The organism is Flavobacterium sp. J27, assembly GCF_004303025.1.
GTDB lineage: Bacteria > Bacteroidota > Bacteroidia > Flavobacteriales > Flavobacteriaceae > Flavobacterium.
In genome coordinates this window covers 32713-59132 of the sequence record NZ_PJQW01000006.1, presented here as the reverse complement: position 1 = coordinate 59132, position 26420 = coordinate 32713, and the positions used below count along the sequence as shown (strand labels likewise).

27 protein-coding genes are annotated in these 26420 nt (G+C 30.3%); 20 read left to right on the top strand and 7 right to left on the bottom strand.

What is annotated here, in order from left to right; translation table 11 throughout:
* Window positions 1-46: 46 nt before the first annotated feature.
* Both CX675_RS09665 and CX675_RS09660 read right to left on the bottom strand, forming a co-directional pair.
* Window positions 47-1222 carry a hypothetical protein gene (locus CX675_RS09665; RefSeq protein WP_130735031.1) on the bottom strand — a complete coding sequence of 392 codons (1176 nt, stop codon included), beginning with the start codon at window positions 1220-1222 and terminating at the stop codon, window positions 47-49.
* A gap of 249 nt (window positions 1223-1471) precedes the next feature.
* Window positions 1472-1822 carry a 4Fe-4S dicluster domain-containing protein gene (locus CX675_RS09660; RefSeq protein ID WP_130735030.1) on the bottom strand — a complete coding sequence of 117 codons (351 nt, stop codon included), beginning with the start codon at window positions 1820-1822 and terminating at the stop codon, window positions 1472-1474.
* A gap of 115 nt (window positions 1823-1937) precedes the next feature.
* On the opposite strand from CX675_RS09660, the gene CX675_RS09655 reads away from it, so the two are divergent.
* The 6 genes from CX675_RS09655 to CX675_RS09630 all read left to right on the top strand — a co-directional run bounded on the left by CX675_RS09655 (window position 1938) and on the right by CX675_RS09630 (window position 6749).
* Entirely contained in the window at window positions 1938-2999 is a 1062-nt protein-coding gene (locus CX675_RS09655) for an acyl-CoA reductase (protein WP_130735029.1), read from the top strand.
* 138 nt (window positions 3000-3137) lie between these two features.
* Entirely contained in the window at window positions 3138-4208 is a 1071-nt protein-coding gene (gene serC, locus CX675_RS09650) for a 3-phosphoserine/phosphohydroxythreonine transaminase (protein ID WP_130735028.1), read from the top strand.
* A 66-nt stretch (window positions 4209-4274) separates the two neighbouring features.
* Window positions 4275-5231, top strand: coding sequence for a D-2-hydroxyacid dehydrogenase (locus tag CX675_RS09645; protein ID WP_130735027.1), 957 nt, complete (start codon window positions 4275-4277; stop codon window positions 5229-5231).
* 42 nt (window positions 5232-5273) lie between these two features.
* The gene (locus tag CX675_RS09640; RefSeq protein WP_130735026.1) at window positions 5274-5906 is read left to right on the top strand and encodes a DUF937 domain-containing protein; all 633 of its coding nucleotides are present in this window, start codon (window positions 5274-5276) and stop codon (window positions 5904-5906) included.
* A gap of 87 nt (window positions 5907-5993) precedes the next feature.
* Window positions 5994-6419, top strand: a complete 426-nt coding sequence (locus tag CX675_RS09635; RefSeq protein WP_130735025.1) for a DUF6146 family protein — start codon at window positions 5994-5996, stop codon at window positions 6417-6419.
* 6 nt (window positions 6420-6425) lie between these two features.
* Window positions 6426-6749, top strand: coding sequence for a DUF6787 family protein (locus CX675_RS09630; RefSeq protein WP_130735024.1), 324 nt, complete (start codon window positions 6426-6428; stop codon window positions 6747-6749).
* A 29-nt stretch (window positions 6750-6778) separates the two neighbouring features.
* Here CX675_RS09630 and CX675_RS09625 read toward each other — a convergent pair whose 3' ends face one another.
* Genes CX675_RS09625 through msrA form a run of 3 tightly spaced genes read right to left on the bottom strand, consistent with a single transcriptional unit; the run spans window position 6779 to window position 8355 of the window.
* Window positions 6779-7081 carry a hypothetical protein gene (locus CX675_RS09625; RefSeq protein WP_130735023.1) on the bottom strand — a complete coding sequence of 101 codons (303 nt, stop codon included), beginning with the start codon at window positions 7079-7081 and terminating at the stop codon, window positions 6779-6781.
* A gap of 52 nt (window positions 7082-7133) precedes the next feature.
* Window positions 7134-7802, bottom strand: coding sequence for a GTP cyclohydrolase I FolE (folE, locus tag CX675_RS09620; RefSeq protein WP_130735022.1), 669 nt, complete (start codon window positions 7800-7802; stop codon window positions 7134-7136).
* Between the two features lie 13 nt (window positions 7803-7815).
* Window positions 7816-8355 (bottom strand): peptide-methionine (S)-S-oxide reductase MsrA, encoded by a 540-nt coding sequence (gene msrA / locus CX675_RS09615; RefSeq protein ID WP_205728628.1) that lies wholly within the window; start codon window positions 8353-8355, stop codon window positions 7816-7818.
* Window positions 8356-8607: 252 nt separating this feature from the next.
* Between msrA and CX675_RS09610 the strand changes: the two genes are divergently transcribed.
* The 3 genes from CX675_RS09610 to CX675_RS09600 all read left to right on the top strand — a co-directional run bounded on the left by CX675_RS09610 (window position 8608) and on the right by CX675_RS09600 (window position 10383).
* Window positions 8608-9288: an ABC transporter ATP-binding protein gene (locus CX675_RS09610; RefSeq protein WP_130735020.1), complete on the top strand. Its 681-nt coding sequence runs from the start codon at window positions 8608-8610 to the stop codon at window positions 9286-9288.
* Entirely contained in the window at window positions 9285-10049 is a 765-nt protein-coding gene (locus CX675_RS09605) for a TIGR02757 family protein (RefSeq protein ID WP_130735019.1), read from the top strand. The genes CX675_RS09610 and CX675_RS09605 overlap by 4 nt, the downstream gene beginning before the upstream one ends.
* Window positions 10050-10221: 172 nt before the next feature.
* Window positions 10222-10383: a DUF1328 domain-containing protein gene (locus CX675_RS09600; protein ID WP_130735018.1), complete on the top strand. Its 162-nt coding sequence runs from the start codon at window positions 10222-10224 to the stop codon at window positions 10381-10383.
* A 68-nt stretch (window positions 10384-10451) separates the two neighbouring features.
* Here the strand turns inward: CX675_RS09600 and CX675_RS09595 are convergent, their stop codons facing one another.
* On the bottom strand, window positions 10452-11540 hold the full coding sequence (locus tag CX675_RS09595; RefSeq protein ID WP_240723617.1) for an endonuclease/exonuclease/phosphatase family protein: 1089 nt from the start codon (window positions 11538-11540) through the stop codon (window positions 10452-10454).
* A gap of 144 nt (window positions 11541-11684) precedes the next feature.
* On the opposite strand from CX675_RS09595, the gene CX675_RS09590 reads away from it, so the two are divergent.
* From CX675_RS09590 to CX675_RS09555, 8 genes are all read left to right on the top strand, one after another.
* Entirely contained in the window at window positions 11685-12584 is a 900-nt protein-coding gene (locus tag CX675_RS09590) for an ABC transporter ATP-binding protein (protein WP_130735017.1), read from the top strand.
* Window positions 12585-12594: 10 nt separating this feature from the next.
* The gene (locus CX675_RS09585) at window positions 12595-13434 is read left to right on the top strand and encodes an ABC transporter permease (RefSeq protein ID WP_130735016.1); all 840 of its coding nucleotides are present in this window, start codon (window positions 12595-12597) and stop codon (window positions 13432-13434) included.
* A 28-nt stretch (window positions 13435-13462) separates the two neighbouring features.
* Entirely contained in the window at window positions 13463-15460 is a 1998-nt protein-coding gene (locus tag CX675_RS09580; RefSeq protein ID WP_130735015.1) for a T9SS type B sorting domain-containing protein, read from the top strand.
* 151 nt (window positions 15461-15611) lie between these two features.
* Entirely contained in the window at window positions 15612-17636 is a 2025-nt protein-coding gene (locus CX675_RS09575; RefSeq protein ID WP_130735014.1) for a T9SS type B sorting domain-containing protein, read from the top strand.
* Between the two features lie 326 nt (window positions 17637-17962).
* Window positions 17963-18979: a bifunctional oligoribonuclease/PAP phosphatase NrnA gene (locus tag CX675_RS09570; protein ID WP_130735013.1), complete on the top strand. Its 1017-nt coding sequence runs from the start codon at window positions 17963-17965 to the stop codon at window positions 18977-18979.
* Window positions 18976-19524: a gliding motility-associated peptidyl-prolyl isomerase GldI gene (gldI, locus tag CX675_RS09565; protein WP_130735012.1), complete on the top strand. Its 549-nt coding sequence runs from the start codon at window positions 18976-18978 to the stop codon at window positions 19522-19524. Before CX675_RS09570 ends, gldI begins: the two co-directional genes overlap by 4 nt.
* 37 nt (window positions 19525-19561) lie before the next feature.
* Window positions 19562-20671, top strand: a complete 1110-nt coding sequence (locus CX675_RS09560; protein WP_130735011.1) for a peptidylprolyl isomerase — start codon at window positions 19562-19564, stop codon at window positions 20669-20671.
* Window positions 20672-20682: 11 nt separating this feature from the next.
* On the top strand, window positions 20683-21786 hold the full coding sequence (locus CX675_RS09555; RefSeq protein WP_130735010.1) for a peptidylprolyl isomerase: 1104 nt from the start codon (window positions 20683-20685) through the stop codon (window positions 21784-21786).
* Between the two features lie 49 nt (window positions 21787-21835).
* Here the strand turns inward: CX675_RS09555 and CX675_RS09550 are convergent, their stop codons facing one another.
* Window positions 21836-22357, bottom strand: coding sequence for a hypothetical protein (locus CX675_RS09550; protein WP_130735009.1), 522 nt, complete (start codon window positions 22355-22357; stop codon window positions 21836-21838).
* A gap of 56 nt (window positions 22358-22413) precedes the next feature.
* Here CX675_RS09550 and CX675_RS09545 point away from each other — a divergent pair, with 56 nt between their 5' ends.
* The 3 genes from CX675_RS09545 to CX675_RS09535 all read left to right on the top strand — a co-directional run.
* Entirely contained in the window at window positions 22414-22863 is a 450-nt protein-coding gene (locus CX675_RS09545; protein ID WP_240723616.1) for a thioesterase family protein, read from the top strand.
* Between the two features lie 140 nt (window positions 22864-23003).
* Window positions 23004-25835 (top strand): excinuclease ABC subunit UvrA, encoded by a 2832-nt coding sequence (gene uvrA, locus CX675_RS09540; RefSeq protein WP_130735008.1) that lies wholly within the window; start codon window positions 23004-23006, stop codon window positions 25833-25835.
* A 33-nt stretch (window positions 25836-25868) separates the two neighbouring features.
* A partial coding sequence (locus CX675_RS09535; protein ID WP_240723615.1) for a TIGR00730 family Rossman fold protein occupies window positions 25869-26420 on the top strand: 552 nt, incomplete at its 3' end.

Genomic DNA, 26420 nt, shown 5'->3' with positions numbered 1-26420 from the left:
ACTTTTTTAAACAATAAAAAGAAGTTAACAGTTTGTTAGCTTCTTTTTATTCTTCATATACTGTTGTAAGACTATCAATAAAATCTTGTTCTTCTTGTGTTAAAACTAAACCTGAATCGATATTCCAAAAATCCGTTAAAATAGTATTATTTCTATTTAGCAATGTTTTTTCTTTAAAAATATCTTTCACATCGTAAGTAAACATTCTTTTGGTAAACTTATTGGTAACAAAATAATTTCTCACTTCAGTTTTTATCATTTCTTTATCTTGTTTGGCTAAAAAACCTATTTCCTCTTTAGCATAAACTAGATAATATTCTTCATTACCTTTAATTCTGTAAGTCATTTTAAAGGCAGATTTAAAAACATTTTTTTTACCTGAAATGGAATAATCAGAATTTTTTTCAGCTCTTTCTGGAGTAATAAAGTTATCAATCTCAACTATAATTCTCTTATTATGATCATACAATATCGTATAATTAAAAAGATAACCACTTTCTTCCTCCAAAGGTTTTACTAATAACTGATAATAATCTTCATTTTCAGGATACGATTTTATTTGAAAATCATATTTATTTTTTACTTTATTATCTAAAATCTCGTCAAGATATTTAAACTTATAATAATTTTCCATTAAATTATTCAGGTTGTAACCATAGACATCTTTATCTGTTTTTTCATTTAAAACACCTAAAACTCTATTTTGTTCTACCAAAATATCGGTTTTTATAGAAGATTTCTCTTTTAAAATTTGAAAATTAACTAAACCATCGTTGTATAAAATATTAGCTCCATTTTTCTTGAAAAACTCTCTTATATAAACCCTTAAATTAGAAGGCACGGATAATTTATTTCTCGAATTTTCTACAATACTTTTTAATATATCTTGTGGATGGTCTTTAGTTAATATTATTTCAGGAAGTTTATTAACTGTATTTTCCAGATATATTACATTCTCTTCTTCATTTAAGGTAATCGATTTTACAATAAATTTTTTATACGAGGAATGACTTACTTCTAAATAAGATGGTCTTTTTAAAATTACTTTCACCATTCCATCAGCATTTGAAATAAAACTTTCTTTGGTTCTTAGAATAGTAAGTGTTACCTCATCTACAGGCAATTGAGTTTCAATATCTCTAAATAAAATAGTGAGTTCTTTCTCTTGTGAAAAACTAAGGCAACTAAAAACAATCAAAAAAAGAAAACAAATTCTTCTCATCAGCAATAACAATTTTAACAAAAATATAAATATTTAACTTAATAGGGTGCTTTTAAGTGTAAAAACAACAAAATGTGACTTTTAGTATAGGGTAGTTAAACTAAAACTTTCTAAAGTTTCATTCTTAAAAGCGGTCATGAAACATTCTTTAAAACGTTTCACTGCATTATATAACAGAAGAAAGCTGAAATACCCTACATTTTAATTTACTTTTATAAATAAAAACTCCTCAAAACTGAGGAGTAAATTTTATTCGTTATGTAGAAAAGATTGCCTATTTAACAAAGTTTCTTCAGATTCTACATAATCTTCATCTGGCACACAACAATCTACAGGACAAACCGCAGCACATTGTGGCTCTTCATGAAAGCCTTTGCATTCAGTACACTTACCAGGAACAATATAATACACATCATCTGATAAAGGAGTTTGTGCAGCTTCAGCATCTACTTCTGTTCCATCTGGTAATACTATTTTTCCAGATAATTTAGTGCCATCTTTATATCTCCAATCGTCAGCTCCTTCATAAATTGCAGTATTTGGGCATTCAGGCTCACAAGCACCACAATTAATACACTCGTCTGTTATTTTTATCGCCATTGTTTTAAAGTTAAAAGTTACAGGTTATAAGTAGTAAGAAAATTTCTTTAACTTAAACCATTTACTTAATTTTGTGACGCAAAAATACAACGTAAACACTTAAAAGCAAAAACAAATGTTACAAAATGAAATAAAAGAATGTTTTATAGAATTAGGTCATTTTCTAAATCAGCTTACCAATGAAAATTATTTAAAAAATGACGCTGTAAAAAACAACTCTTTATTTTATAACCAAATGGTAGATTTAATCGATTTATCGCAATCGCATAATGGTTGGTTTACCAAAGAAAATGTTTGTTTTTCATTAGCTTCTTGGGCCAATGCACTAACCAGAGAAAATCTAGACAAATGGCTTATTTCTTATGATTTTTCATTGGTTACACCCAAAAACATCGGTTTAATTCTTGCAGGAAATATTCCATTAGTAGGTTTTCATGATTTTTTAAGTGTTTTAATTACGGGACATAATGTAATAGTTAAAACTTCAACTAATGATCAATATCTAATTCAATTTTTAGCAAAATATTTACTCAGTCTAGACCATCGTTTTCAGGATAAAATTACTTTCATAGAAGGCAAATTAGAAAATTTCGATGCCGTTATAGCCACAGGTAGTAACAATACTGCCCGCTATTTTGAATACTATTTCAAAGACAAACCAAGTATTATTAGAAAAAACAGAAATTCTGTTGCTATTTTAACTGGAGAAGAATCTCAAGAAGAATTAATCAACTTAGGTGAAGATATTTTTAGGTATTTTGGTTTAGGATGTAGAAATGTATCCAAAATCTTTATTCCCAAAGGATACCATTTTGATGCTTTTTTCAATGCTATGTTTAGCTATCAAGAAATCATTAAATATGATAAATATGCGAACAATTATGATTATAATAAAGCGGTGTATTTAATGAGTAATTATAAATTACTAGATAATGGTTTTTTAACATTAAAAGAAGATGAAAACTATGCTTCCCCTATTTCATCCGTATTTTATGAATATTATGAAAATATAGATGAAGTAACAGAAAAACTGAAAAAAGATGTAGATAAAATACAATGTGTGGTTAGTAAAAGTCATTTTCCAAATAGCATTAGATTTGGTCAAACCCAAAAACCAAATCTATGGGATTATGCCGATAATATTGACACTATCGCGTTTTTATTAACTTTACAATAGATTTACTACAACGTTATTGTTAATAACATTACATAATTAATAATAAAAACAAATACGTTTCTAAAGTCTATTTCCGAAATTTGCTATCACTATAAAATCACAACTATTTTCAATTTTTTTGAAATAAAATTATAACAAATGAAAAAACACAATTACAGTGCAGGTCCTTGCATTCTTCCTCAGGAAGTATTTGAAGAAGCTTCAAAATCAATTCTAAATTTTAATGATAGCGGTTTATCTATTTTAGAGATTTCCCATAGAAGTAAAGATTTCGTAGCTGTAATGGAAGAAGCAAGAGCTTTAGTACTCGAATTATTAAATTTAGAAGGTAAAGGATATCAGGCTTTATTTTTACAAGGTGGTGCCAGTTTAGAGTTTTTAAGAGTACCCTATAATCTAATGAAAACAAATGGAAAAGCTGCCTATTTAGACACAGGAACATGGGCAAGCGGTGCTATTAAAGAAGCAAAAGCCTTTGGTGAAACTCTAATTGTAGCTTCTTCCAAAGAAGCCAATTATAATTACATTCCGAAAGAATATTCAATTCCAACTGATGCAGATTATTTTCACTGCACATCTAACAACACTATTTTTGGAACTCAATTAAAATCGTTCCCTACTACTTCTATTCCAGTGGTGTGTGATATGAGTTCCGATATTTTTTCAAGAACAATCGATTTCTCTAAATTTGACTTAATTTATGCAGGTGCTCAAAAAAATATGGGACCAGCAGGTACAACATTAGTGGTTGTTAAAGAAGAGATTCTTGGAAAAACTGGAAGAACTATTCCTAATATCTTAAATTACGAACAACATATTGCTAAAGAAAGCATGTACAATACACCTGCTGTATTTGCCGTTTACACCTCGTTATTAACTTTAAAATGGTTGAAAAAGTTAGGAGGCATCAATGCTATTGAAAAAATAAATGAAGCAAAGGCAAATTTATTATATACTGAAATTGACAGAAACCCCTTATTTAAAGGAACAGTTGTAAAAGAAGATCGAAGTACTATGAATGCTACCTTTCTACTAGAAAACCAAGAGCATCAAGAACTTTTTGATAGTATGTGGAAAAAAACAGGGATTTCTGGAATTAACGGACATCGTTCAGTAGGTGGCTACAGAGCCTCTATGTATAATGCATTACCTTTAGAAAGCGTACAAGTTTTGGTAGACGTAATGAAAGAATTAGAAAAAAATAGTTAACAAATTATATAGTCGGTTTTTATTTTATTAACGAATAAAAATCACATTTTTTAAACAAAAACAACAATGAAAGTATTAGCGAATGACGGTATTTCTAAAGCAGGTATAAAGGTTTTAGAAAAAGCAGGATTTGAAGTAATTACTACAAAAGTAGCTCAGGAACAAGTAGCTACATTTATCAATACACACGACGTAAAAGTAATTTTGGTTCGTAGTGCAACAAAAGTAAGACAAGATATTATTGATTCCTGTCCTGGATTAAAAATTATAGGTCGTGGTGGCGTAGGGATGGATAATATTGATGTTGATTATGCCAGAAAACAAGGCATTCATGTGATTAATACACCTGCTTCCTCAAGCGAAAGTGTTGCCGAACTTGTTTTTGCTCATTTATTTACTGGAGTTCGTTTTTTACATGATTCCAACAGGAATATGCCTTTGGAAGGAGATACCAATTTTAATGGTTTGAAGAAAGCGTATGCCAATGGTATTGAATTAAAGGGAAAAACTCTTGGAATTATTGGTTTTGGAAGAATTGGTCAAGCAGTAGCAAAAATGGCTTTAGGCTTAGGAATGAAAGTAATTGCGTCTGATAAATATGTGGGTGAAGCTGTCATTCGTGTTGACTTCTATAACGGTCAATTTATCAATGTAGATATCAAAACAGAACCTATGGAAGAATTACTAAAACATTCTGATTTTATTACTTTACATGTACCCGCACAAGAAGGTTATGTTATTAGTAGAGAAGAATTAAAAGTAATGAAAGAAGAAGTAGGTATTGTCAATGCAGCTCGAGGTGGTGTAATTGATGAAGTGGCTTTAGTAGAAGCTTTAGACGAAGGAAAAGTCTTATTTGCAGGATTGGATGTTTTTGAAGAAGAACCTACTCCAGCCATGAAAGTATTAATGCACCCAAAAATTTCTTTAACTCCACATATTGGAGCGGCTACAATTGAAGCACAAGATAGAATTGGCACTGAATTAGCCGATCAAATTATAAGTTTATTGAAAAACAATTAAAAAAATCAGTAACTTTAGCATCCAACTCAAAAACAAACAATTATGGCTGGAATTTTAGATTTATTAAATAGTGATTTAGGAAAACAAATCATTAATAACGTAAGTGATAAAACAGGCATCAATCCTTCTCAGGCAAACGATGTTGTTTCATCTAGCTTGCCTGCATTATTAGGTGCTATGCAAGGAAATTTACTTTCTGGAAATGGTGCAGAAGGTCTTATTAATGCAGTAACCAGTGGAAAACACGATGGTAGTATCTTAGACAATTTAAGTGGTTTTATTAATGGAGGTGATTTTTCTGACGGTTCTAAAATTTTAGGTCATTTATTAGGTGATAAGTTAGGAGCTGTTGAGAATGGTATTAGTGAAAAAACCGGAGTTTCCAGCTCAATTATTACTAAAATATTACCTATGTTAGCACCTATTATTATGGGTTATTTAGGAAAACAAACTAAAAACGAAGGTGTTTCAGATGGTGCTGGTTTAGGAAGTATTTTAGGCAGTCTTCTAGGAGGAAGTTCTAGTGATAGTGGTTCACTTGGAGGCACTTTACTTACTTCTGTGCTGGATCAAAACAACGATGGCAAAGTAGATGTAAATGATGCTATTACAGCTGTTACTAAGAAAAAAGGTGGTTTAGGAGGTCTTCTAGGTAGTCTTTTTGGAAAAAAATAAAAAAGAATATTTCAAATATGTTAAAAGCATCGGCAAAGTCGGTGCTTTTTTTTATCTTTATATCACAAAATTGAAAAGTCAACTATTTTGAAACAGTATCTAATCATATTATTTAGTATCATAGGAATTGCCGTAGCTTGTGATTCCACGAAAGATATTGCCTCAAATGACAAACCAAAATTAGAAAGTGATACTGTTCGCATTGCAAATGATAAAGTAGAATATGAAGTTATTATAATTGATGGCGGATTTACTTCTTGGTTTAACACTAATGCCAGACCAAGATATTATTATTCTCAAAATTATTTAGAGACCAGAAATAGAGTTTGGACACTAGAATGGAATAGAAGATCAATTTTACCTCAATATGGTACTAATTTATATGACATGCAAATTAATTACGACTCGAATATAGATTATGGTTACGAAGTAAATTACATGATATACAATTATTTAGTCTATTTTCAATTAAAAAACAATCAAAAATTAGGAGGCTACATTGCTAGAATTTAATACTAAATGAACAAACTCAAACAACGCTGGAATATTACTTCAAACTGGCAATTAGTTATTATTTTTATTGTATTTGCCATAACTGGATCTACAGCTGCTTATATCTCCAAACCTATTACCAATACTTTAGGAATAACTAAAGAAAGTATGTCATTGTGGTTGTATTGGCCTTTACGATTAGTACTTATCTTCCCATTATACCAAATACTTTTGGTTTTAATTGGTGCATTATTTGGCCAATTTAAATTCTTTTGGGAATTTGAAAAAAAGATGCTTTACAAAATGAAACTGGGTTTTATTGCAGACTATTTTGATAAAAAATTACAATAAAAAAATCCCGAAATATTTTCGGGATTTTTTTATGCTTCTTTTTTTATAACGTATTGATAAATCCATGTTAAAGTAAAAGTGGGTATAAAATCTATAAAAGGAAACGCTTCTTCAATAAAACTGATAATACCTGCCACTTTACCGGTAATTCCTTTATACATAGCCATCATAATTAAACCAGATATAGGCGCCCAAACTACATCTGTTACTTCTGCAAACAGCGGAACGATATAAGAAAGCATTCCAATAATATCAAATAAAATACTTAATACTAGTTTCGTTTTCTTACTAGAATCTTTTGACTGTTCTATAATTTGCACCTCTTCGCTCATGATAAAAATTAAAAATTATTAGCTACAAGATAGCAAAATAAATGCCAAATAATTATTCTTTTTTAATTAATTGATAAAAATCGTCTCGATACTCTTGTTGTTCAAACACTCCTCCATATTGCAAGGTTGTCGTAAAACTGCTTTCATCTTTAATACCTCTGCTTGAAACACATAAATGTTTAGCCTCAATAACAACAATCACATTTTCAGTTTGAAGCACTGCTTTTAATTCATTAAAAATTTGCATAATCATGCGTTCCTGTACTTGAGGTCTTTTAGCAAAATAATCTACAATTCGATTCAATTTTGATAATCCAATTACTTTTCCAGAAGATACATAACCAATATGAGCTTTACCAACAATGGGAAGAAAATGATGCTCACAAGTTGAATTAAAACTAATATTAGCTTCTACTAACATTTTATCATAATGATAAGAATTATCAAAAACCGAAATTTTAGGTTTATTAGAAGGATTTAAACCAGAAAATATTTCTTTCACAAACATTTTAGCCACTCTATGAGGTGTACCACTCAAACTATCATCAGTAAGATCAAGTCCAAGTGTTTTCATTATGACTTCAAAATGGGTTTCAATAATTTCCATTTTAGCTTCATCCGTTATATCAAAAGCGTCTTGTCTAAGAGGTGTTTCAGCAGTCGTCATAAGATGATTGTCTCCTATATTTTCTATCCTTTCTTTTATAGTTACTGTATTCATACAATAGAAAAGTTTATTTTAATTTAGACTTATAGTATTTTCTTAATTTTTCTAATTTTGGTGCAATCACCATTTGACAATAACCTTGTAAAGAGTTTTGATTGTAATAATCTTGATGATACGCTTCTGCAGGATAAAATTCGGTAGCCGAGGTTACTTGTGTAACAATAGGATTTTTATATAACTTTTCTTTTTCAAGCAATGCAATATATCTTTCCGCTTTTTCTTTTTGTACTAAAGAATAATAAAAAACCTCACTTCTATATTGTGTACCAGCATCTGCTCCTTGCCTATTTAAGGTTGTTGGGTCATGCGTACCAAAGAAAATCTCTAACAAATCTTCATAAGCCACTTCATTTGGATTAAAAGTAATTTGAATGGCTTCAGCATGACCTGTAGCACCACTACATACTTCACTGTAAGTTGGATTTTTCGTTTTCCCACCAATGTAACCAGAAACTACTTTTTTTACACCTTTAACTTCTAAAAAAATCGCTTCTGTACACCAAAAACAACCACCTGCAAAAGTGGCAACTTCTAAATTTTCATTCATAGCAACTTGAATTGGTTCTTTATATTCTTTTGATTTAAATTTACCTTCTTGGGAATGACAAGATTGAAAAATAAATAGACTTAATAATAACAAATATCTCATTTAATCGTTATTTTTGTTTAACAAATATACTAAACAAGTTAAACATATTAATGGTTTTAACTTATATTTATTATTTACGGAATTAATTTGTATTCGGTTTAAAATTAAGAATTAGAAAAAAAACAGTTTCTTTGTAAAAATGTTTTTTTCATGATAAAAGCCACCAACATTCATAAATATTACGACACCTTACAGGTACTAAAGGGAGTTAATCTACATATTAAAAAAGGGGAAATTGTTTCTATTGTAGGCGCATCTGGAGCAGGAAAAACAACACTACTTCAAATTTTAGGAACATTAGATAAAGCCACACCAGAAGACGGAACTTGTTTAGAAATTAATGGTGAAGAAGTAACCAATATGAAAGACAAAAGTTTGTCTCGTTTTAGAAATCAACATTTAGGCTTTATTTTTCAATTCCATCAACTTTTGCCCGAATTTACAGCTCTTGAGAATGTTTATATTCCAGGTTTAATTGCGAAAAGAGATAAAAAAGAAGTTGAAACTGAAGCCAAAAAATTATTAGATTACCTTGGTTTGTCGCATCGATTACATCATAAACCAAGCGAATTATCTGGTGGGGAACAACAACGCGTTGCGGTAGCCAGAGCCTTAATAAACAAACCCGCAGTCATTTTTGCAGACGAACCTTCTGGAAATTTAGACACCCATACCGCAGAAAACTTACACCAATTATTTTTCAAATTACGAGATGAATTGGGTCAAACATTTGTTATCGTAACACACAATGAAGATTTAGCCAATATGGCAGATCGAAAACTAATCATGGTAGATGGAAACATTGTGTCTTCTAATGAAAACGAATCATGACAAAAGAAACACTAAAGGATTTTTTAGATGAAAAAGTAGATTTATACAACAATCCAAACTTCATTGAATCTGACCCAATTCAAATACCTCATAGTTTTAGCATAAAAGAGGACATTGAAATAGCTGGTTTTTTAGCCGCTACTATTGCGTGGGGAAATAGAAAAATGATTATCAATAGTGCTCAAAAATTAATGAATGCTATGGGTAACACTCCTTATGATTTTGTAATGACACATACTGATGATGATTTGAAGAAACTCGATCATTTTGTGCATCGAACGTTTAATGCTACTGATGCCATTACATTTATAAAAGCGTTACAAAACATTTATACCAAACATAAGGGATTAGAAGTTTTATTTGAAAAAAATGCAGAAGTAAATTCAATGCAAAAGAGTATTTCTGAATTTAAAAAGAACTTCTTTGAAATTCCACATCAAACTAGAACGACCAAACATATTTCTGACCCATTAAACAATTCTGCTGCAAAAAGAATCAACATGTTTTTAAGATGGATGGTTCGAAAAGATAATAAAGGTGTCGATTTTGGTATTTGGAAAAATATTCCAACAGCTGCCCTGTCTTGTCCATTAGATGTTCATTCTGGCAATATAGCTCGAAAACTAGGGTTATTAACCCGAAAACAAAACGATGCTAAAGCCTTATTAGAATTAGACACAAATCTCAGAGAACTCGATGCAATAGATCCTGTAAAGTATGATTTTGCATTGTTTGGGCTCGGTGTTTTTGAAAAATTTTAGCTTAATTACTATATATAAAAAGCTAAATAGCAATAACATGGCAATAGTATAAAGGTTTCAAAAAATCATATAATCCATACCTGTAACATAGTCTTTAACTTTGTAAAAGAAAATAAGAGGAAACACATTTCTCTTTCTATAAAAAACAATTACAAACTAAAAATTTATTATTATGTTACGATGGACTATTACATTCATTATTTTAGCAATAGTTGCTGGAATATTTGGCTTTGGAGGAATTGCAGCAGGTGCTGCTAGTATTGCAAAAATTTTATTCTTTATTTTTATAGTACTATTTATTTTATCACTAATTAGTGGGAGAAGAAGAATTTAAAAAAAGAAAAATATATACTGTCCTGTAGATAAAAACAATTATAAATTAAATTTATCCGCAGGATTTTTTTATGCTTTAGCAACTGCATCTCTACCACTTTCTTCTTTTTTGCCCTCATTAATCATCTCTTCAACTACTTCTTTTTCTTCTTGATTGATGGTTTCTTTTTCACTATTTTTTTCTAATTCCTCAATGTAAAATTGACAATACATCGGTAAATGATCAGAATCTATAGGTCCTAAAGTTTTAAACTTGGCAATACCAATGGTATCAGAATGAAAAAACAAATCAATAGGAAAACGCAATAATCTATACTTTGCGTGAAAAGTAGAAACGAACCCTCTTCCAATTCTTGGATCAATTAATTGAGACATTTTTTTAAACAGCACCGATGATTTTGCCCAAGCTACATTATTAAAATCGCCAGAAACAATAACTGGATTAGTAGTTTTTCTAACTTGCTTAGCAACTGATAATAATTCACCATCACGCTCTTTCGAATTTTCTTCTTCTGTTGGACTTGGCGGTGGTGGATGTACTCCAAAAAAAGTCAGTTTCTCATTTTCATTTGTCTCCAAAATAATTTCAAAACTAGGTATATCATCAGCTACGAAAAAATGAGTTGTTGCTTCTATAATCTTTAATTTAGAATAAAAATGCATTCCATAAGTATTTTCAAATGTAGCTTTATGAGTGTATAAATACTCTTTTTCTATGATTTGTAAATGCTGTTCCCAATCTGAATTCGATTCCATCGTTAAAACAATATCCGGACTTACCTCTTGTATCAAATTTATTAATTTATGATATGACTTATTAAACTGATATACATTCACAGAAATAATAGCAATAGGCTTATTTTGAAGTTTGGAAACAGTACTAACTTTATTTTTTTTATATAATGGGGTGTAAGGTAATAAAACACTACAATTATAAAATATCAATAGAACTAACATCGTCTGAATAATTCTATGAAATAGAAAATCGTTTCTAAAGAATGAAAAGCTAAAAAACAATACTATAATTAATAAAAAAAGGAGTTGTATTCTTCCAAAATCCCAAACTCTAAAAAACCAATGTTGATTAGGGATAAAAGGCAATACATTGACTAAAATACAAATACCAGAAACCATATAAAATATCACTTCCAAAATCATAGCTTATAATTTTTATAAAAATAAGAATATTACTATGGAATGAGATAAAAGATGAACAAAAAACACAATTATGCCTTTTCTGTTAAATTAACTTTTGTAACAAATTGGATTAAGTTTCGTCTACTTTAAATAAAAACATATATTTTGGAAACGATACTTACAATTACCAATCTTAATAAAATATTTAACAAAAGTGTACACGCTGTTAAAAATGTCTCTTTTGAAATTCAAAAAGGAAATGTTTATGGTATTTTAGGGCCAAATGGATCAGGAAAATCAACTACTTTAGGAATTGTCTTAAATGTGGTCAATAAAACTTCTGGGGATTATCAATGGTTTAATGGCAATTTACCTGTGCACGATGCTTTAAAAAAAGTAGGTGCTATTATTGAAAGGCCCAACTTTTATCCTTACATGACTGCCAAAGAAAACTTAGAGTTGGTGTGCAAAATAAAAGGAATTTCGTATTCAAAAGTTACCGAGAAATTAGAACTTGTAGGGTTATTAAAAAGACAAGACAGCAAATTTAGAACTTTTTCATTAGGTATGAAACAACGTTTAGCCATTGCTTCTGCCTTATTAAATGATCCTGAAATATTAATATTAGACGAACCAACCAATGGTTTAGATCCTCAAGGAATTAGACAAATTAGAGATTTAATCAAACTTATTGCAGCACAAGGCACTACTATTTTATTAGCGTCTCACTTATTGGATGAAGTAGAAAAAGTATGTACTCATGTGGTGGTTCTTAGATACGGAGAAACATTATATCATGGACCAGTAGAGGGCATGTTGGCTAACGAAGGCTTTTTCGAATTAAAATCGGAGAATAACCAACAACTAAAAGAATGTTTAGTAAATCATCCTACTGTAAAAAACATCAAAATGGAAGATGATAAATTATTAGTGTACCTAAACGATCATTTTGATGCACAAGAATTAAACAAATATGCGTTTGAAAAAGGAATTATTTTACAACATTTAGTAAAAAGGAGAAATAGCCTTGAAGAACAATTTTTAGAATTAACCAAAAACAACTAATACAAAGATAATGAAACGATTACTTTCTATAGAATTTCAGAAATTATTAAAAAATAAAGCCAGTAAGTTTTTAATATTAACCTATTTCATTTTATTGTCTTTCATAGCATTAATTGCTTCTATTAAATTTGAATTTGGAAATTTTAAATTACATATTGCAGAACAAGGCATTTTTAATTTCCCTTATATTTGGCATTTTAACACTTATATTGCGGGGTATTTTAAATTATTTTTAGCCATAGTTATTGTTTCAATGATGGCAAATGAATATACATATGGTACATTAAAACAAAATTTAATTGATGGCATGAGTAAAAAAGAATTCATTCTGTCAAAATTTTTAACCGTTATTACTTTTGCAGTTGCTTCTACTCTTTTCATCTTTCTTTTATCTCTTATTTTAGGCTATTCATTTTCTTCATATACCGAATTTAGTATTGTTTTTTCGGATTTAGAATACCTAATCGCTTTTTTGTTCAAACTCATCGGCTTCTTTTCTTTTTGTCTGTTTTTAGGAATACTAGTTAAAAGAAGTGCTTTTGCTTTAGGCTTTCTTTTAATCTGGTTTATTGGAGAATTTATAATATCTGGTCTTATGAGATGGCAATTTTTCCCAAACACCTCTATCTATGAAAAAATCAATCAGTTTTTTCCTTTAGAATCAATGAGTAATTTGATTAAACAACCTTTTTCAAGACTCTCTGCTATTAAAAACATAGAAACCACCATAACAGGTGAAGAAGTAGTAAGAGAATATGGTGTACATTTTACTGAAATAGCGATTGTATGTGTTTGGATTGTAATTTTCATTTATTCTTCTTATTATATATTGAAAAAAAGAGATTTGTAGTATCTTTGCCTCGCTTTAAAAGAAAAAAATGAGGCATTGTATTTTTATTGTTACTTTTTTGTTTTTACAAAATAGTAAAGCTCAAAGTATAACTGTAGATCAAAATTTTACGCCACAACAACTAGTGGAAGATATTTTAATTAATAGTGGTTGTGCTTCAGTAACCAATATAGTAGCGTCTGGAGGAAATTATTCATCAGGAGAAAAAACGTATGGTTATTTCAATCGAGATGGTTCTTCATTTCCCTTTGAAGATGGAATCATTTTAAGTACAGGTAGAATAATTAATGCTCCTGGACCAAATGATTATATTTCAGATGATGGTAATGGAATCGGTTGGAATGGTGATTCAGATTTAAATCAAGCTTTAAATATCTCAAACTCAATCAATGCTACTGTTTTAGAATTTGATTTTATCCCTCTAGGAAATCGTATTAGTTTTGATTATATATTCTCTTCCGAAGAATATCATGGTACAGCAACATGCCAATATTCTGATGGTTTTGCTTTTTTACTTCGCGAAGTAGGCACAACAACCTATCAAAACCTAGCATTAATTCCCAATACAAATACACCCGTAAAAGTAACCACAGTTCATCCTGATATTCCAGGTGCTTGTAATGCTCAAAACGAACAATATTTTGATTCTTTTAATGGTGTGAATCATCCTACTAATTTTAATGGCCAAACCAAAACACTTACCGCTCAAGCAAATGTTATTCCAGGTAATCAATATCATATTAAATTAGTAATTGCAGATGAAGGAAATTATAGATACGATTCAGCTATTTTTCTAAAAGCGGGTAGCTTTAATACCAATGTAAATTTAGGGGATGACAAAACAATAGCAAATGGCAACCCTGCATGTGGTAGCTCTTTTGTTTTAGATACTCAATTAACAGGTACGCATCAATGGTTTTTAGATGGAAATGAAATAGTAGGTGAAACTTCTTCTACTTTAACCGTTACACAAAACGGAACTTATGCTGTTGTGGTATCAATTCCTGGTTGTACTTCAGCACCCACGGATGAAATTATTATTGAGTTTGCTCCAGATTTAATACAAAGCTCCAATACCATTTTCTCACAATGTGATGACGATACAATTCAAGATGGCATTACAACTTTTGATTTAAGTGTAATTCTACCTCAGATAATTACTAATTTGCCATCTAATTATCAATTAAGTTTATTTGAAAATCCTTCTTCTACAAGTACGCTTTCAACATTATACCAAAATACAATTCCCTACCAACAAACATTATATGCTAAAGTAACGAACATTCCTAACTGTTATGACGGTATTGTATTTCCAATAACAATCGAAGTAAAAACTTTTACTGAAGATTATTCAGATGTAACTCTTAGCAACTGCGAAAACACCATAATTACTTTAGATGCTGGTAATGGATTTACATCGTATCTTTGGGATACAAATCCAAATCAAACGTCTCAAACTATATCAGTAAGTAACTCAGGTGAATACCATGTTCTTTTAGAAAATTCAGAAGGATGTTTTAAAACTAAGACTTTTACAATAATAGGTTCAGAAATAGCTACTTTAGAAGACATCATCATCAATGACTTTGCTGATAACAACACAGCCTCCATAATTGTTTCTGGCAGTGGTAACTATACATTTTCTTTAAACGGATTAGACTATCAAAATACAAATACTTTTGATAACTTACTTCCTGGAGAATACACGGCTTATATTAATGATATAAATGGCTGTGGTCTTATTACAAAATCATTTTATATTTTAGATTATCCAAAGTTTTTTACACCTAATGGAGACGGCTATAATGATATTTGGGAAATTAAAAACCTTGAAAAAAGAGGTTTAGAAAATAGTAAAATCTATATTCTTGACAGGTATGGCAAACTATTAAAACAAATTAATCCCCTAGGAAATGGTTGGAATGGCACTTTTAATGGGGAAGCATTACCATCAACAGATTATTGGTTTGTCCTAGAATTATCAAATGGAAAAACGATACGAAATCATTTCACACTTAAACGATAATATTTACTGTTCGACTCTTTTTTAAAAAACTAAAAACAAATCTAGTTCTTTTTTTGAAGTTTTTAACTTCTAAGCGTTGTAATTATTGATAAAACCAAAGTTTAAAAATACTTTTATAGTATATTTGCGACAACAAACGATTACAAACAAAATGAAGCACATTCTCACTTTTTTAGGCTTATTACTCTCTCAATCTATTGTTTCTCAATACATCACCATAGATGAAACGTACACAGCACAACAACTTATTGAAAATGTTTTGATTAATAGTGGTTGCGCTTCAGTGAGTAATGTATCTGTCTCTGGAGCTAACTTTTCAACTGGAGAATTATCTTATGGCTATTTTAATGGCTCAGGAACTACATTTCCTTTTCAAAATGGAATTATTCTAAGCACTGGAAAAGTTTCTGATGCGCCAGGACCAACAACCCCCACAGCAGATAATGGGAGTAATATGAATTGGAATGGCGATTCAGATTTAGATCAAATTTTAAATGTAAGCTCAACAAATGCCACCGTTTTAGAATTTGATTTTATTCCTTTGGGCAATAGAATAAGTTTTGATTATATATTTTCATCTGAAGAATACGAAGAAGACACAAACTACCCTTGTCAATACTCTGATGGTTTTGCTTTTCTATTAAAACCAGTAGGTGCATCAGCATATCAAAACCTAGCTTTAATTCCAAATACAAACACACCCGTTAAAGTAACTACAGTTCATCCATTAATAACTGCAAACGGAGGATGCCCAGCCCAAAACGAGCAGTATTTTGACCAATTTAATCCTGATGTATATCCTACGGTTTATAATGGTCAAACTGTTGTTTTAACAGCTGAATCAACAGTTGTGCCTGGCACACCATATCATATAAAATTAGTAATTGCTGATGAAAATGATGCTCGTTTTGATTCTGCCATTTTTCTAAAAGGAGGTAGTTTTAATTTAGGTATTAACTTAGGAGATGATCGAACTATTGCAAATAATAACGCAGTTTGCCCTACTGAAAATCTTGTCTTAGATGCAACTGCTACTGGAGCTTTAACCTACCAATGGTTTTTAAACAATAATCCTATAACAGTTCCATCTGCCGATCCACTACTAAACTTACCTGCACCTCATGATCCAGCCACACAAAATGGTATCTATTCTGTTGAAATAGTTTATAATACAACTTGTAGTACTACATCGGAAATAAAAATTGATTTTGCACCTGAGTTAACAATAAATCAAGACATATTTACCCTTTGTGACAATGATACAAATCAAGACGGCATTACTACCTTTGACCTAGCCACTATGGCAACACAAATCTTTCAAAATTTACCTAATGGTGACAGTGTGTTTTTTTACAATAGTCAAACAGCAAGTACATCTTTACCATTAAACTATACAAACACAACACCTTTCCAACAAACAATTTATGCACGTTCAAATCAATTTGGAAATTGCTATAATATTCCAATTACTTTAAACGTAAATACTTTTAATGAAGTTGCATTAGATCAAACTCAATTTTTATGTAGTGGTTCTACAATTATTTTAGATGCTGGTTCAGGATTTGCATCTTATTCTTGGAATACAACACCAGTTCAAAATACACAAACCATAACGGTTACAACAGGAGGAACTTATTTAGTTACACTTGAAAACGCTAACGGTTGCTTCAAAACAATAACTATTATTGTTAATGAATCTAATATTGCTACTATAGATCAGGTAATCATTAATGATATAGCAGACAATAATACTGCAACTGTAAATTATACTGGATTAGGCGACTATGTCTTCTCATTAAATGGCTTTAATTATCAAGAATCACCTGTTTTCCAAAATCTAATTGCAGGTGAATATACTGTTTTTGTTAAAGATAAAAACGGTTGTGGTATTGCTTCAGAATTATTTTATATTCTTGATTATCCAAAGTTTTTTACTCCAAATGGAGATGGATACAATGATACATGGCAAATTAAAAATTTAGATAAAAGAGGTTTGGAAAACAGTAAAATATATATCTTTGACAGGTTTGGAAAATTATTAAAACAAATTAATCCAATTGGAAACGGATGGAATGGAACTTTCAATGGGGAATTATTACCTTCCTCAGATTATTGGTTTGTTTTGGAATTATCTAATGGAAAAACAGTAAAAAGTCATTTTTCAATGAAACGATAAGTATGTCAAAAAACATTCTATTTATTACATCAAATAAGGTGCTTAGAAATAGCTTTTATAATTTATACAATAGATGTATTGACAAAATATATTTTGTAACTAATCAATTAATTAGGCTTCATAAAAACAATACAATAGACAATACTTTTAAACAACAATCAAGAAGAAAGGGCCTTTGTAGAAATTATACTTCTTTTTCTTTTATAAAATTAGAAGATTACAATCACTTACAATTCCCAAATTATATACTAACCCTATTCTATATCCTATTATCAATTCCTTGTTGGTATAGCTTTTGTAAGAATAGTATAATTTAATTAAATAAAATGTTTTCAGATAAAGCTATTAATGAATTAAAAGAAATACTTAGTTCTCCAAAAAAAATAACTATCATTTCGCATAGAAACCCAGATGGTGATGCAATGGGCTCCTCTTTAGGATTACTACATCTTTTAAAACAACTCCATCATCAAGTGGTGTTTATCTCCCCTAATGAATACCCTGATTTTTTAGCTTGGTTACCCAATGCTAGTCAAACTATTATATTTGAAAGAGAGTATGACAAAGCATTACCTATTTTACAAAATAGCGATTTCATATTTACATTAGATTTTAATGCCTTACACAGAACTGGTGATGCCATGCAAAAAACGTTGGAAACACTATCCAACACCATGATTATGATAGATCATCATCAATTACCTGATGCTTATTCTACCTTTACTTTTTCAGATGTAAGCTATGGTTCTACTAGTCAAATGATATATGACTTCATCAATGCAATAGGTTATAATCATCTCATAAATAAAGATATTGCAGCCTGTTTGTACACCGGAATAGTGACCGACTCTGGAAGTTTTCGTTTTCCTAAAACAACACCAGAAACACATCAATGTGTTGCCGATTTAATTTCAAAAGGGATTAACAATACAGAAATTCACAACCTACTTTTTGATAATTCTTCTTATGAAAGATTACAGTTACTAGGTAAAGCCTTACAAAATTTAAAAGTTTTACCGCAGTATAATGCTTCCTATATCACTTTAAGTCAAGACGAATTAAATCAATTCAATTACAAAAAAGGGGATACAGAAGGAATTGTAAACTATGGATTGAGCATTCAAGGCGTGATTGTCACAGCAATTTTTATTGAAAATAAAGAAGAAGGTATCATTAAAATATCATTCCGATCGCAAGGTAATTTTGATGTGAATGAGTTTGCAAGAAACCATTTTAATGGCGGAGGTCATATAAATGCGGCTGGAGGAAAATCTTTTTTAAGCTTAGACGAAACAGTCAATCAATTTATTGCTATTTTAGCAAAAGAAAAAAAACAACAATGAAAAGAATCTTTCAAATAATTACCCTACTAATTATTCTTACTAGTTGTTCTAAACAACAAGCAAGAAAACCTATTTCTGAAACCAATGGAAACTTTATAAAAGAATCAATTGAACGAAATAAAAAACTCATCGCAAATGAAGAATCTTTAATAGATGCCATTATCAAAAAAGATACTTTAAAAGAATATGTTGCTTCTAATAAAGGATATTGGTATAAATATATTACCAAGATTGAAGAAGAAACAAATTTACCAGCTAAAGGAGATATTGCTTATTTTGACTATGAAATTAAAGATATTAATAACAAAATAATTTATTCTAAAGAAGAGCTGAAACCACAACAATATCATGTAGACAAACAAAATATAATGATGGGATTAAGAGATGGAATTAAATTAATGAAAAAAGGAGAAACAATAACCTTTTTATTTCCATCACACATGGGGTTTGGTTATCACGGTGATGATAACAAAATACAGTCTAACACCCCATTAATTTGTACCGTTGAATTAAATGACATCAAAAAAGACACAACTCCTCAATAAAAATCTTGTATTAAAACAAACAACTAAAAACTATTATATGAAACATTTATTAATTTATTCATTACTATTACTTGCATTTTTCACATCTTGTAATGATAAATTTTCAAATTTAGGAGACGGAATGTATGCCGATATCGAAACAAATAAAGGCAATATCGTTGTCAAATTAGAATTTGAAAAAACACCTATTACTGTGGCAAATTTTGTAACATTATCTGAAGGAAAAAACCCTTTCGTAGCAGAAGAATACAAAAACAAACCTTTCTATGATGGACTAACTTTTCATAGAGTAGTTCCAAATTTTGTAATACAAGGTGGCGATCCTAATGGCGATGGCTCTGGAAATCCAGGCTATAAATTTAAAGATGAATTTCATCCCGATTTAAAACATGATAAAAAAGGGATTCTTTCAATGGCTAATGCTGGGCCAAATACAAATGGGTGTCAGTTTTTTATTTCTCATACTAGTTTACCTCAATTAGATAATAAACATTCGGTTTTTGGACAAGTAGTTCAAGGATTAGATGTGGTCGATTCAATTCAAATAAACGACAAGATTAATAAAGTTTCTATTATTAGAAAAGGAGTACAAGCTAAAAAATTTGATGCAGTAAAAGTATTTAAAGAATACTATAAAATAGCAGCTGAAGAACAAAAAAAGGAAGCAGAAGAGCAACGTTTGGCAGCTATAAAAATTGAAGAAACAAAAAAGATAAAAGCAGAGGAAATTGCTAAATTAAAAGAAGAAGGCACAAAAACTAAATCTGGAATAATCTATAAATTTATAACTAAAGGAGAAGGTTCAAAACCTCAAAAAGGAACTACTGTATATGTAAATTATGCAGGTTTTCTAGAAAATGGAGAGTTATTTGACTCCAATTATGAAGAGGTTTCCAAAACTTATGGAAAATTTGATCCTATTAGAGCTCAAAAGAAAGGTTATATCCCATTTCCATTTGAATTTGGTAACAAACAACGCTTAATTCCTGGTTTTACAGAAGGAATTGAGTTATTGTCTTTTGGAGATAAAATTATAGTATATATCCCATCCAATTTAGGATATGGTGCTCAAGGCGCTGGAAATGTTATTCCTCCAAATGCAGATATAATATTTGAAATAGAAATATTAGAAAATATGCCTAATTAATTATAATACCAATGAATACAAAAAAAATAGCATTATTTATTACATTACTATGTAGCACTTTTTATGCTGCAATAGCCCAAAAAAACGACGGATTATTTGCTGAACTAACAACTTCTAAAGGAAAAATTCTGTTACAGCTAGAATTTGAAAAAACACCTATTACTGTAGCAAATTTCGTTTCCCTAGCTGAAGGTAAAAATAAATCGGTAAAAGAAGCATTAAAAGGAAAACCATTTTATGATGGCCTTAAATTTCACCGTGTTATTGCCGATTTCATGATTCAAGGAGGTGATCCTGAAGGAACAGGTGGTGGAGATCCAGGTTATAAATTTGAAGACGAAATAGTTACTGAATTAAAACATGATAAAGCTGGTATTTTGTCTATGGCTAATGCTGGTCCTGCAACAAATGGAAGTCAGTTTTTTATTACCCATAAAGAAACACCTTGGTTAGATGGAAAGCATACTGTTTTTGGTCATGTTGTTGAAGGACAAGACGTAGTAAATACCATTGCTCAGAATGACGTTATTGAAAAAGTAACTATTATTAGGAATGGAAAATTAGCTAAAAAATTCAAAGCAGAAAAAGTTTTTGAAAATTACATGAAAGTAAAAGAAGAAAAAGATAAAATTGAAGCTCAAAAAAGAAAAGAATTTGAAGCTAAATTAACACAAATTGTAGCCGAGAAAAAAGCCTATTTTGATACTAAAAAACAAGAAGCCATCCAATTTCCATCAGGATTAAAATATGTTATCACTCAAAAAGGAAATAGTGTAAAACCAGAAACTGGTTCACAAGTTTATATTCATTATTCAGGTTATTATGAAGATGGAAAACTTTTTGATAGTAGCTATGAAGAAATTAGTAGAATGAATGGTAAATTTGATCAAAACAGAGCTAATCAAAATGGCTACGCTCCTTTCCCTTTTAAATATGGAGACAAAGGTGGTTTAATTCCGGGCTTTTTGGAAGGAGTTAACAACATGAGTATTGGGGAAAAAACAATTTTATTTATTCCTTCAGAATTAGGATATGGAAAAAATGGAGCAGGTAAATTAATTCCGCCAAATACAAATTTAATTTTTGAGATTGAATTATTAGACTCTCAAAACTAATAAAAAAAGCTCCAATTCTTAATTGGAGCTTTTTTTATGATTATCTATCTTATTTTGATTTCTCACCTACGAAATAATCGCTCTGATTCTTGAACAACACATTAAATGTAGTTAAACTTCCATAAATTCTAGTGATATATTGCTGTAAATCAATTTTTTCGTTTTGTTCTAAATTACTGGAATTTATCTTTTGTTCCATTACTCTTAACCTATCTCTTACCATAACAATTTTATTAAAAAAAGTATCAATAGGCACTTCTTTACTTTGTGTTTGTGTTCCTGGCTCTAAAATTAATTTGCCCCCTTTCCATTTATCTGCAATGGAAACTTTAGGTCCTACATCACTGTATTTCTCAAGTATTCCTTTTAACATCTTTTCAACTTCAAATAAACTAACCGTATCAACCTCATCTTCTACCGCTTCTATTATTTCAATGGTTTCATCTAAAGCAATAGTCTCTACTCCACTTTCTATAAAGGTTACCCAATAATATTTAGATGTTACATTAGTAACAACACCTACACCATACTCTTCGTGTTTAATTCTAGAACCTATTCCTAATAATTTCATAATATAAATAACTTTAAAACTCAAATATATTAAATTTGCAAGATAATTTTTATACAATGAGTACAATAAACACAACCGATTTCAGATTTTCAATGTCGCTTCCTATACGTTGGAACGATTTAGACCCATTAAATCATGTAAACAATGTATTTTATTTTGAATATTTTCAAGTAGGACGTGGTCATTATATGTTAAGTGCAAGTAAACAATGGGATTGGACAAAAAATATGTTTGTCATTGCTCACATTGAATGTGATTACTATAAAGAACTTAAATTAACTGCTAAAGAACCAACTATTAAATTACGTACTTCATCTATTGGTTCAAAAAGTTTTGAAATAGAATATTTAATAACTAGTTTAGACAAAGAGAATAACGAAATCATCCATGCGAAAGGAAAAAGCGTACAAGTTTTAGTGGACATTTCTGTTGGAAAATCAGTTGCCGTTCCAGATTGGTTACGAGAAGATTTAACTACTTATGAGCCTAGTTTAACCAATGCTTAATTTGATTTCATTTTATCAACAAAAGAATCAATCACAAAATGAAACAAATTTATCAGTCCGTAAGAACTGAATAGATAACCCATTTGCCTATTAGCTTTTATCCTAACAAATTGGTATCTTTGCGTTTTGCCAAAAAAATTATGCTAAATACAGAAGAAACTATAGAAATTATTGGTGCAAGAGCCCATAATCTTAAAAATATTGATGTTGTCATTCCTAGAGAAAAACTAGTTGTAATAACTGGTTTATCTGGTTCAGGAAAATCTTCCTTAGCTTTCGATACCATTTATGCCGAAGGTCAGAGAAGATATATAGAAACATTCTCAGCCTATGCTCGTCAATTTTTAGGCGGTTTAGAAAGACCCGATGTAGACAAAATAGATGGTCTTTCCCCTGTAATTGCAATTGAACAAAAAACAACCAGTAAAAGTCCGCGTTCTACCGTAGGCACTATTACAGAAATATATGATTTTCTGCGATTATTATATGCACGTGCAGCCGATGCTTACAGTTACAATACAGGAGAAAAAATGGTTTCCTATTCCGATGAACAAATTAAAGATTTGATTATTGAAGATTTTCAAGGCAAAAGAATCAATATTTTAGCACCAGTTATTCGTTCAAGAAAAGGACATTATAGAGAATTATTTGAACAAATTTCTAAACAAGGTTTTCTAAAAGTACGGGTTGATGGGCAAATTCGAGATTTAGAATTTGGTATGAAAGTCGATCGCTACAAAACCCACGATATCGAAATTGTAATTGATAGAATGGCGATTGAAAACAACGAAGAAACAGAAAAAAGATTAGCAGAAAGTATCAATACTGCTATGTATCATGGCGATGATGTTTTATTAGTAATAGAACAAGAAAGTCAAGAAGTACGCTTTTATAGTAGAAGTTTAATGTGCCCTTCATCTGGAATTTCATATCCAAATCCTGAACCCAATAATTTTTCGTTCAATTCTCCAAAAGGAGCATGTCCTACCTGTAATGGTTTAGGAATTATTAACGAAATTAATTTATCTAAAATTATCCCAAATCCAAAAGCATCTATCAAAAATGGTGGATTTGCTCCTTTAGGAGAATATAAAAACTCTTGGATTTTTAAACAGTTAGAAATTATTGCTCAAAAATTTAATTTTAAAATAACTGACCCCATAGAAACGATTCCACAAGAAGCCATGCAAATGATTTTACATGGTGGGAATGAAAAGTTTTCTGTAGTTTCAAAAGTAATGGGAATTACAAAAGATTATAAAATTGATTTTGAAGGGATATCAAATTTTATTAAAAATCAATATGACGAAAGTGGTTCCTCTTCCATAAGAAGATGGGCAAAAGAATTTATGGACGAAAATACTTGTCCAGAATGTGAAGGTTCACGATTAAAAAAAGAGTCTTTATATTTTAAAATAAATGATAAAAATATAGGCGATTTAGTCCAAATGGACATTTCTGAATTAGCGGCTTGGTTTATTGATTTACCAAAACATTTATCAGATAAACAAGCTACTATTGCTACAGAAATTTTAAAAGAAATTACAGCTCGACTTCAATTTTTATTAGATGTAGGACTTAATTATTTGTCCTTAAACAGAGGTTCAAAAACACTGTCTGGTGGTGAAGCGCAACGTATTCGTTTAGCCACTCAAATCGGTTCTCAATTAGTTGGTGTATTATATATTTTAGATGAGCCAAGTATTGGTTTACACCAAAGAGACAATGAACGACTTATCAAATCATTAGAAAGTTTACGCAATTTAGGGAATTCAGTAATTGTAGTGGAACATGATAAAGATATGATTCTGGTTGCTGACCATGTTATTGATATAGGTCCAAAAGCAGGTCGTTTTGGTGGTAAAATTATAAGCGAAGGTACGCCTGAAGAAATTTTGCAACATCAAACCATTACTGCACAATATTTAAATGGTAAAATGGCCATTGAAATTCCAGAAAAAAGAAGAGAAGGTAACGGAAAAGCATTAAAACTAACGGGGGCTTCAGGAAACAATTTAAAAAATGTGACCGTAGAATTTCCTCTAGGAAAACTAATTTGTGTAACAGGTGTTTCTGGTAGTGGTAAATCAACTTTAATTAATGAAACCTTATATCCTATTTTAAATGCTCATTTCTTCAATGCAGTAAAAAAACCACAACCTTATAAGAAAATTGAAGGCTTAGAACATATTGATAAAGTAATTGATATCGACCAAAGTCCGATTGGAAGAACACCTCGTAGCAACCCTGCAACATATACAGATGTCTTTTCAGAAATTAGAAACTTATTTACCTTAACCCCAGAAGCACAAATTAGAGGTTACAAACCAGGTCGTTTTAGCTTTAATGTAAAAGGTGGTCGCTGTGAAACTTGTGAAGGTTCAGGAGTAAGAACAATAGAAATGAGTTTCTTACCAGATGTATATGTAGAATGTGAAACCTGTCAGGGAAAACGCTTCAACAGAGAAACTTTGGAAATCCGATACAAAGGAAAATCAATTTCCGATGTATTAGATATGACAGTTGATGAGGCGGTTGATTTTTTCGAAAATATTCCAAAAATTTATCGTAAAGTAAAAACCATTCAAGACGTAGGTCTAGGCTACATTACTCTAGGACAACAAAGCACAACCTTATCTGGAGGTGAAGCACAACGGGTAAAACTAGCTACAGAATTATCTAAAAAAGACACGGGTAATACTTTTTATATCTTAGACGAACCTACCACGGGTTTGCATTTTGAAGACATTCGAGTTTTAATGGATGTGATTAACAAATTAGTCGATAAAGGCAATACAGTTTTAATTATTGAACACAATTTAGATGTGGTAAAATTAGCCGACCATGTCATTGATATTGGTTACGAAGGCGGAAAAGGTGGTGGTCAGCTAGTAGCGAAAGGAACACCTGAAGAAATTGTTACAAATAAAAAAAGCTACACTGCTCAATTCTTGAAAAAAGAATTATCTTAGCAAGCTTGTTTAATTTTAAAATATGAAAAGACGATGGCAATAGATCAATACGAAAATGAAGACCACAGAATACAAGAAAAGTTTAAACAAAAAACTTGGAACGAGATAAGAACAAATGATTCCTGGGCAATTTTTAAAATCATGTCTGAATTTGTTAACGGATATGAAGCTATGGGAAGAATAGGTCCTTGCGTATCTATATTTGGTTCAGCAAGAACAAAACCTGAAGATAAATACTATTTGTTAGCCGAAAAAATTGCATATAAAATTAGTAAAGGTGGATATGGCGTAATTACTGGTGGTGGTCCAGGTATTATGGAAGCAGGAAATAAAGGAGCTCATTATGGTGGTGGAACATCTGTAGGTTTAAATATCGATTTACCTTTTGAACAACATTTCAATCCATATATTGACCGAGATAAAAACTTAAATTTTGATTACTTTTTTGTTCGAAAAGTAATGTTTGTAAAATATTCGCAAGGTTTTGTAGTAATGCCAGGTGGTTTTGGAACATTAGACGAGTTATTTGAAGCAATTACTTTAATACAAACAAAAAAGATTGCTAAATTTCCTATTATCTTAGTA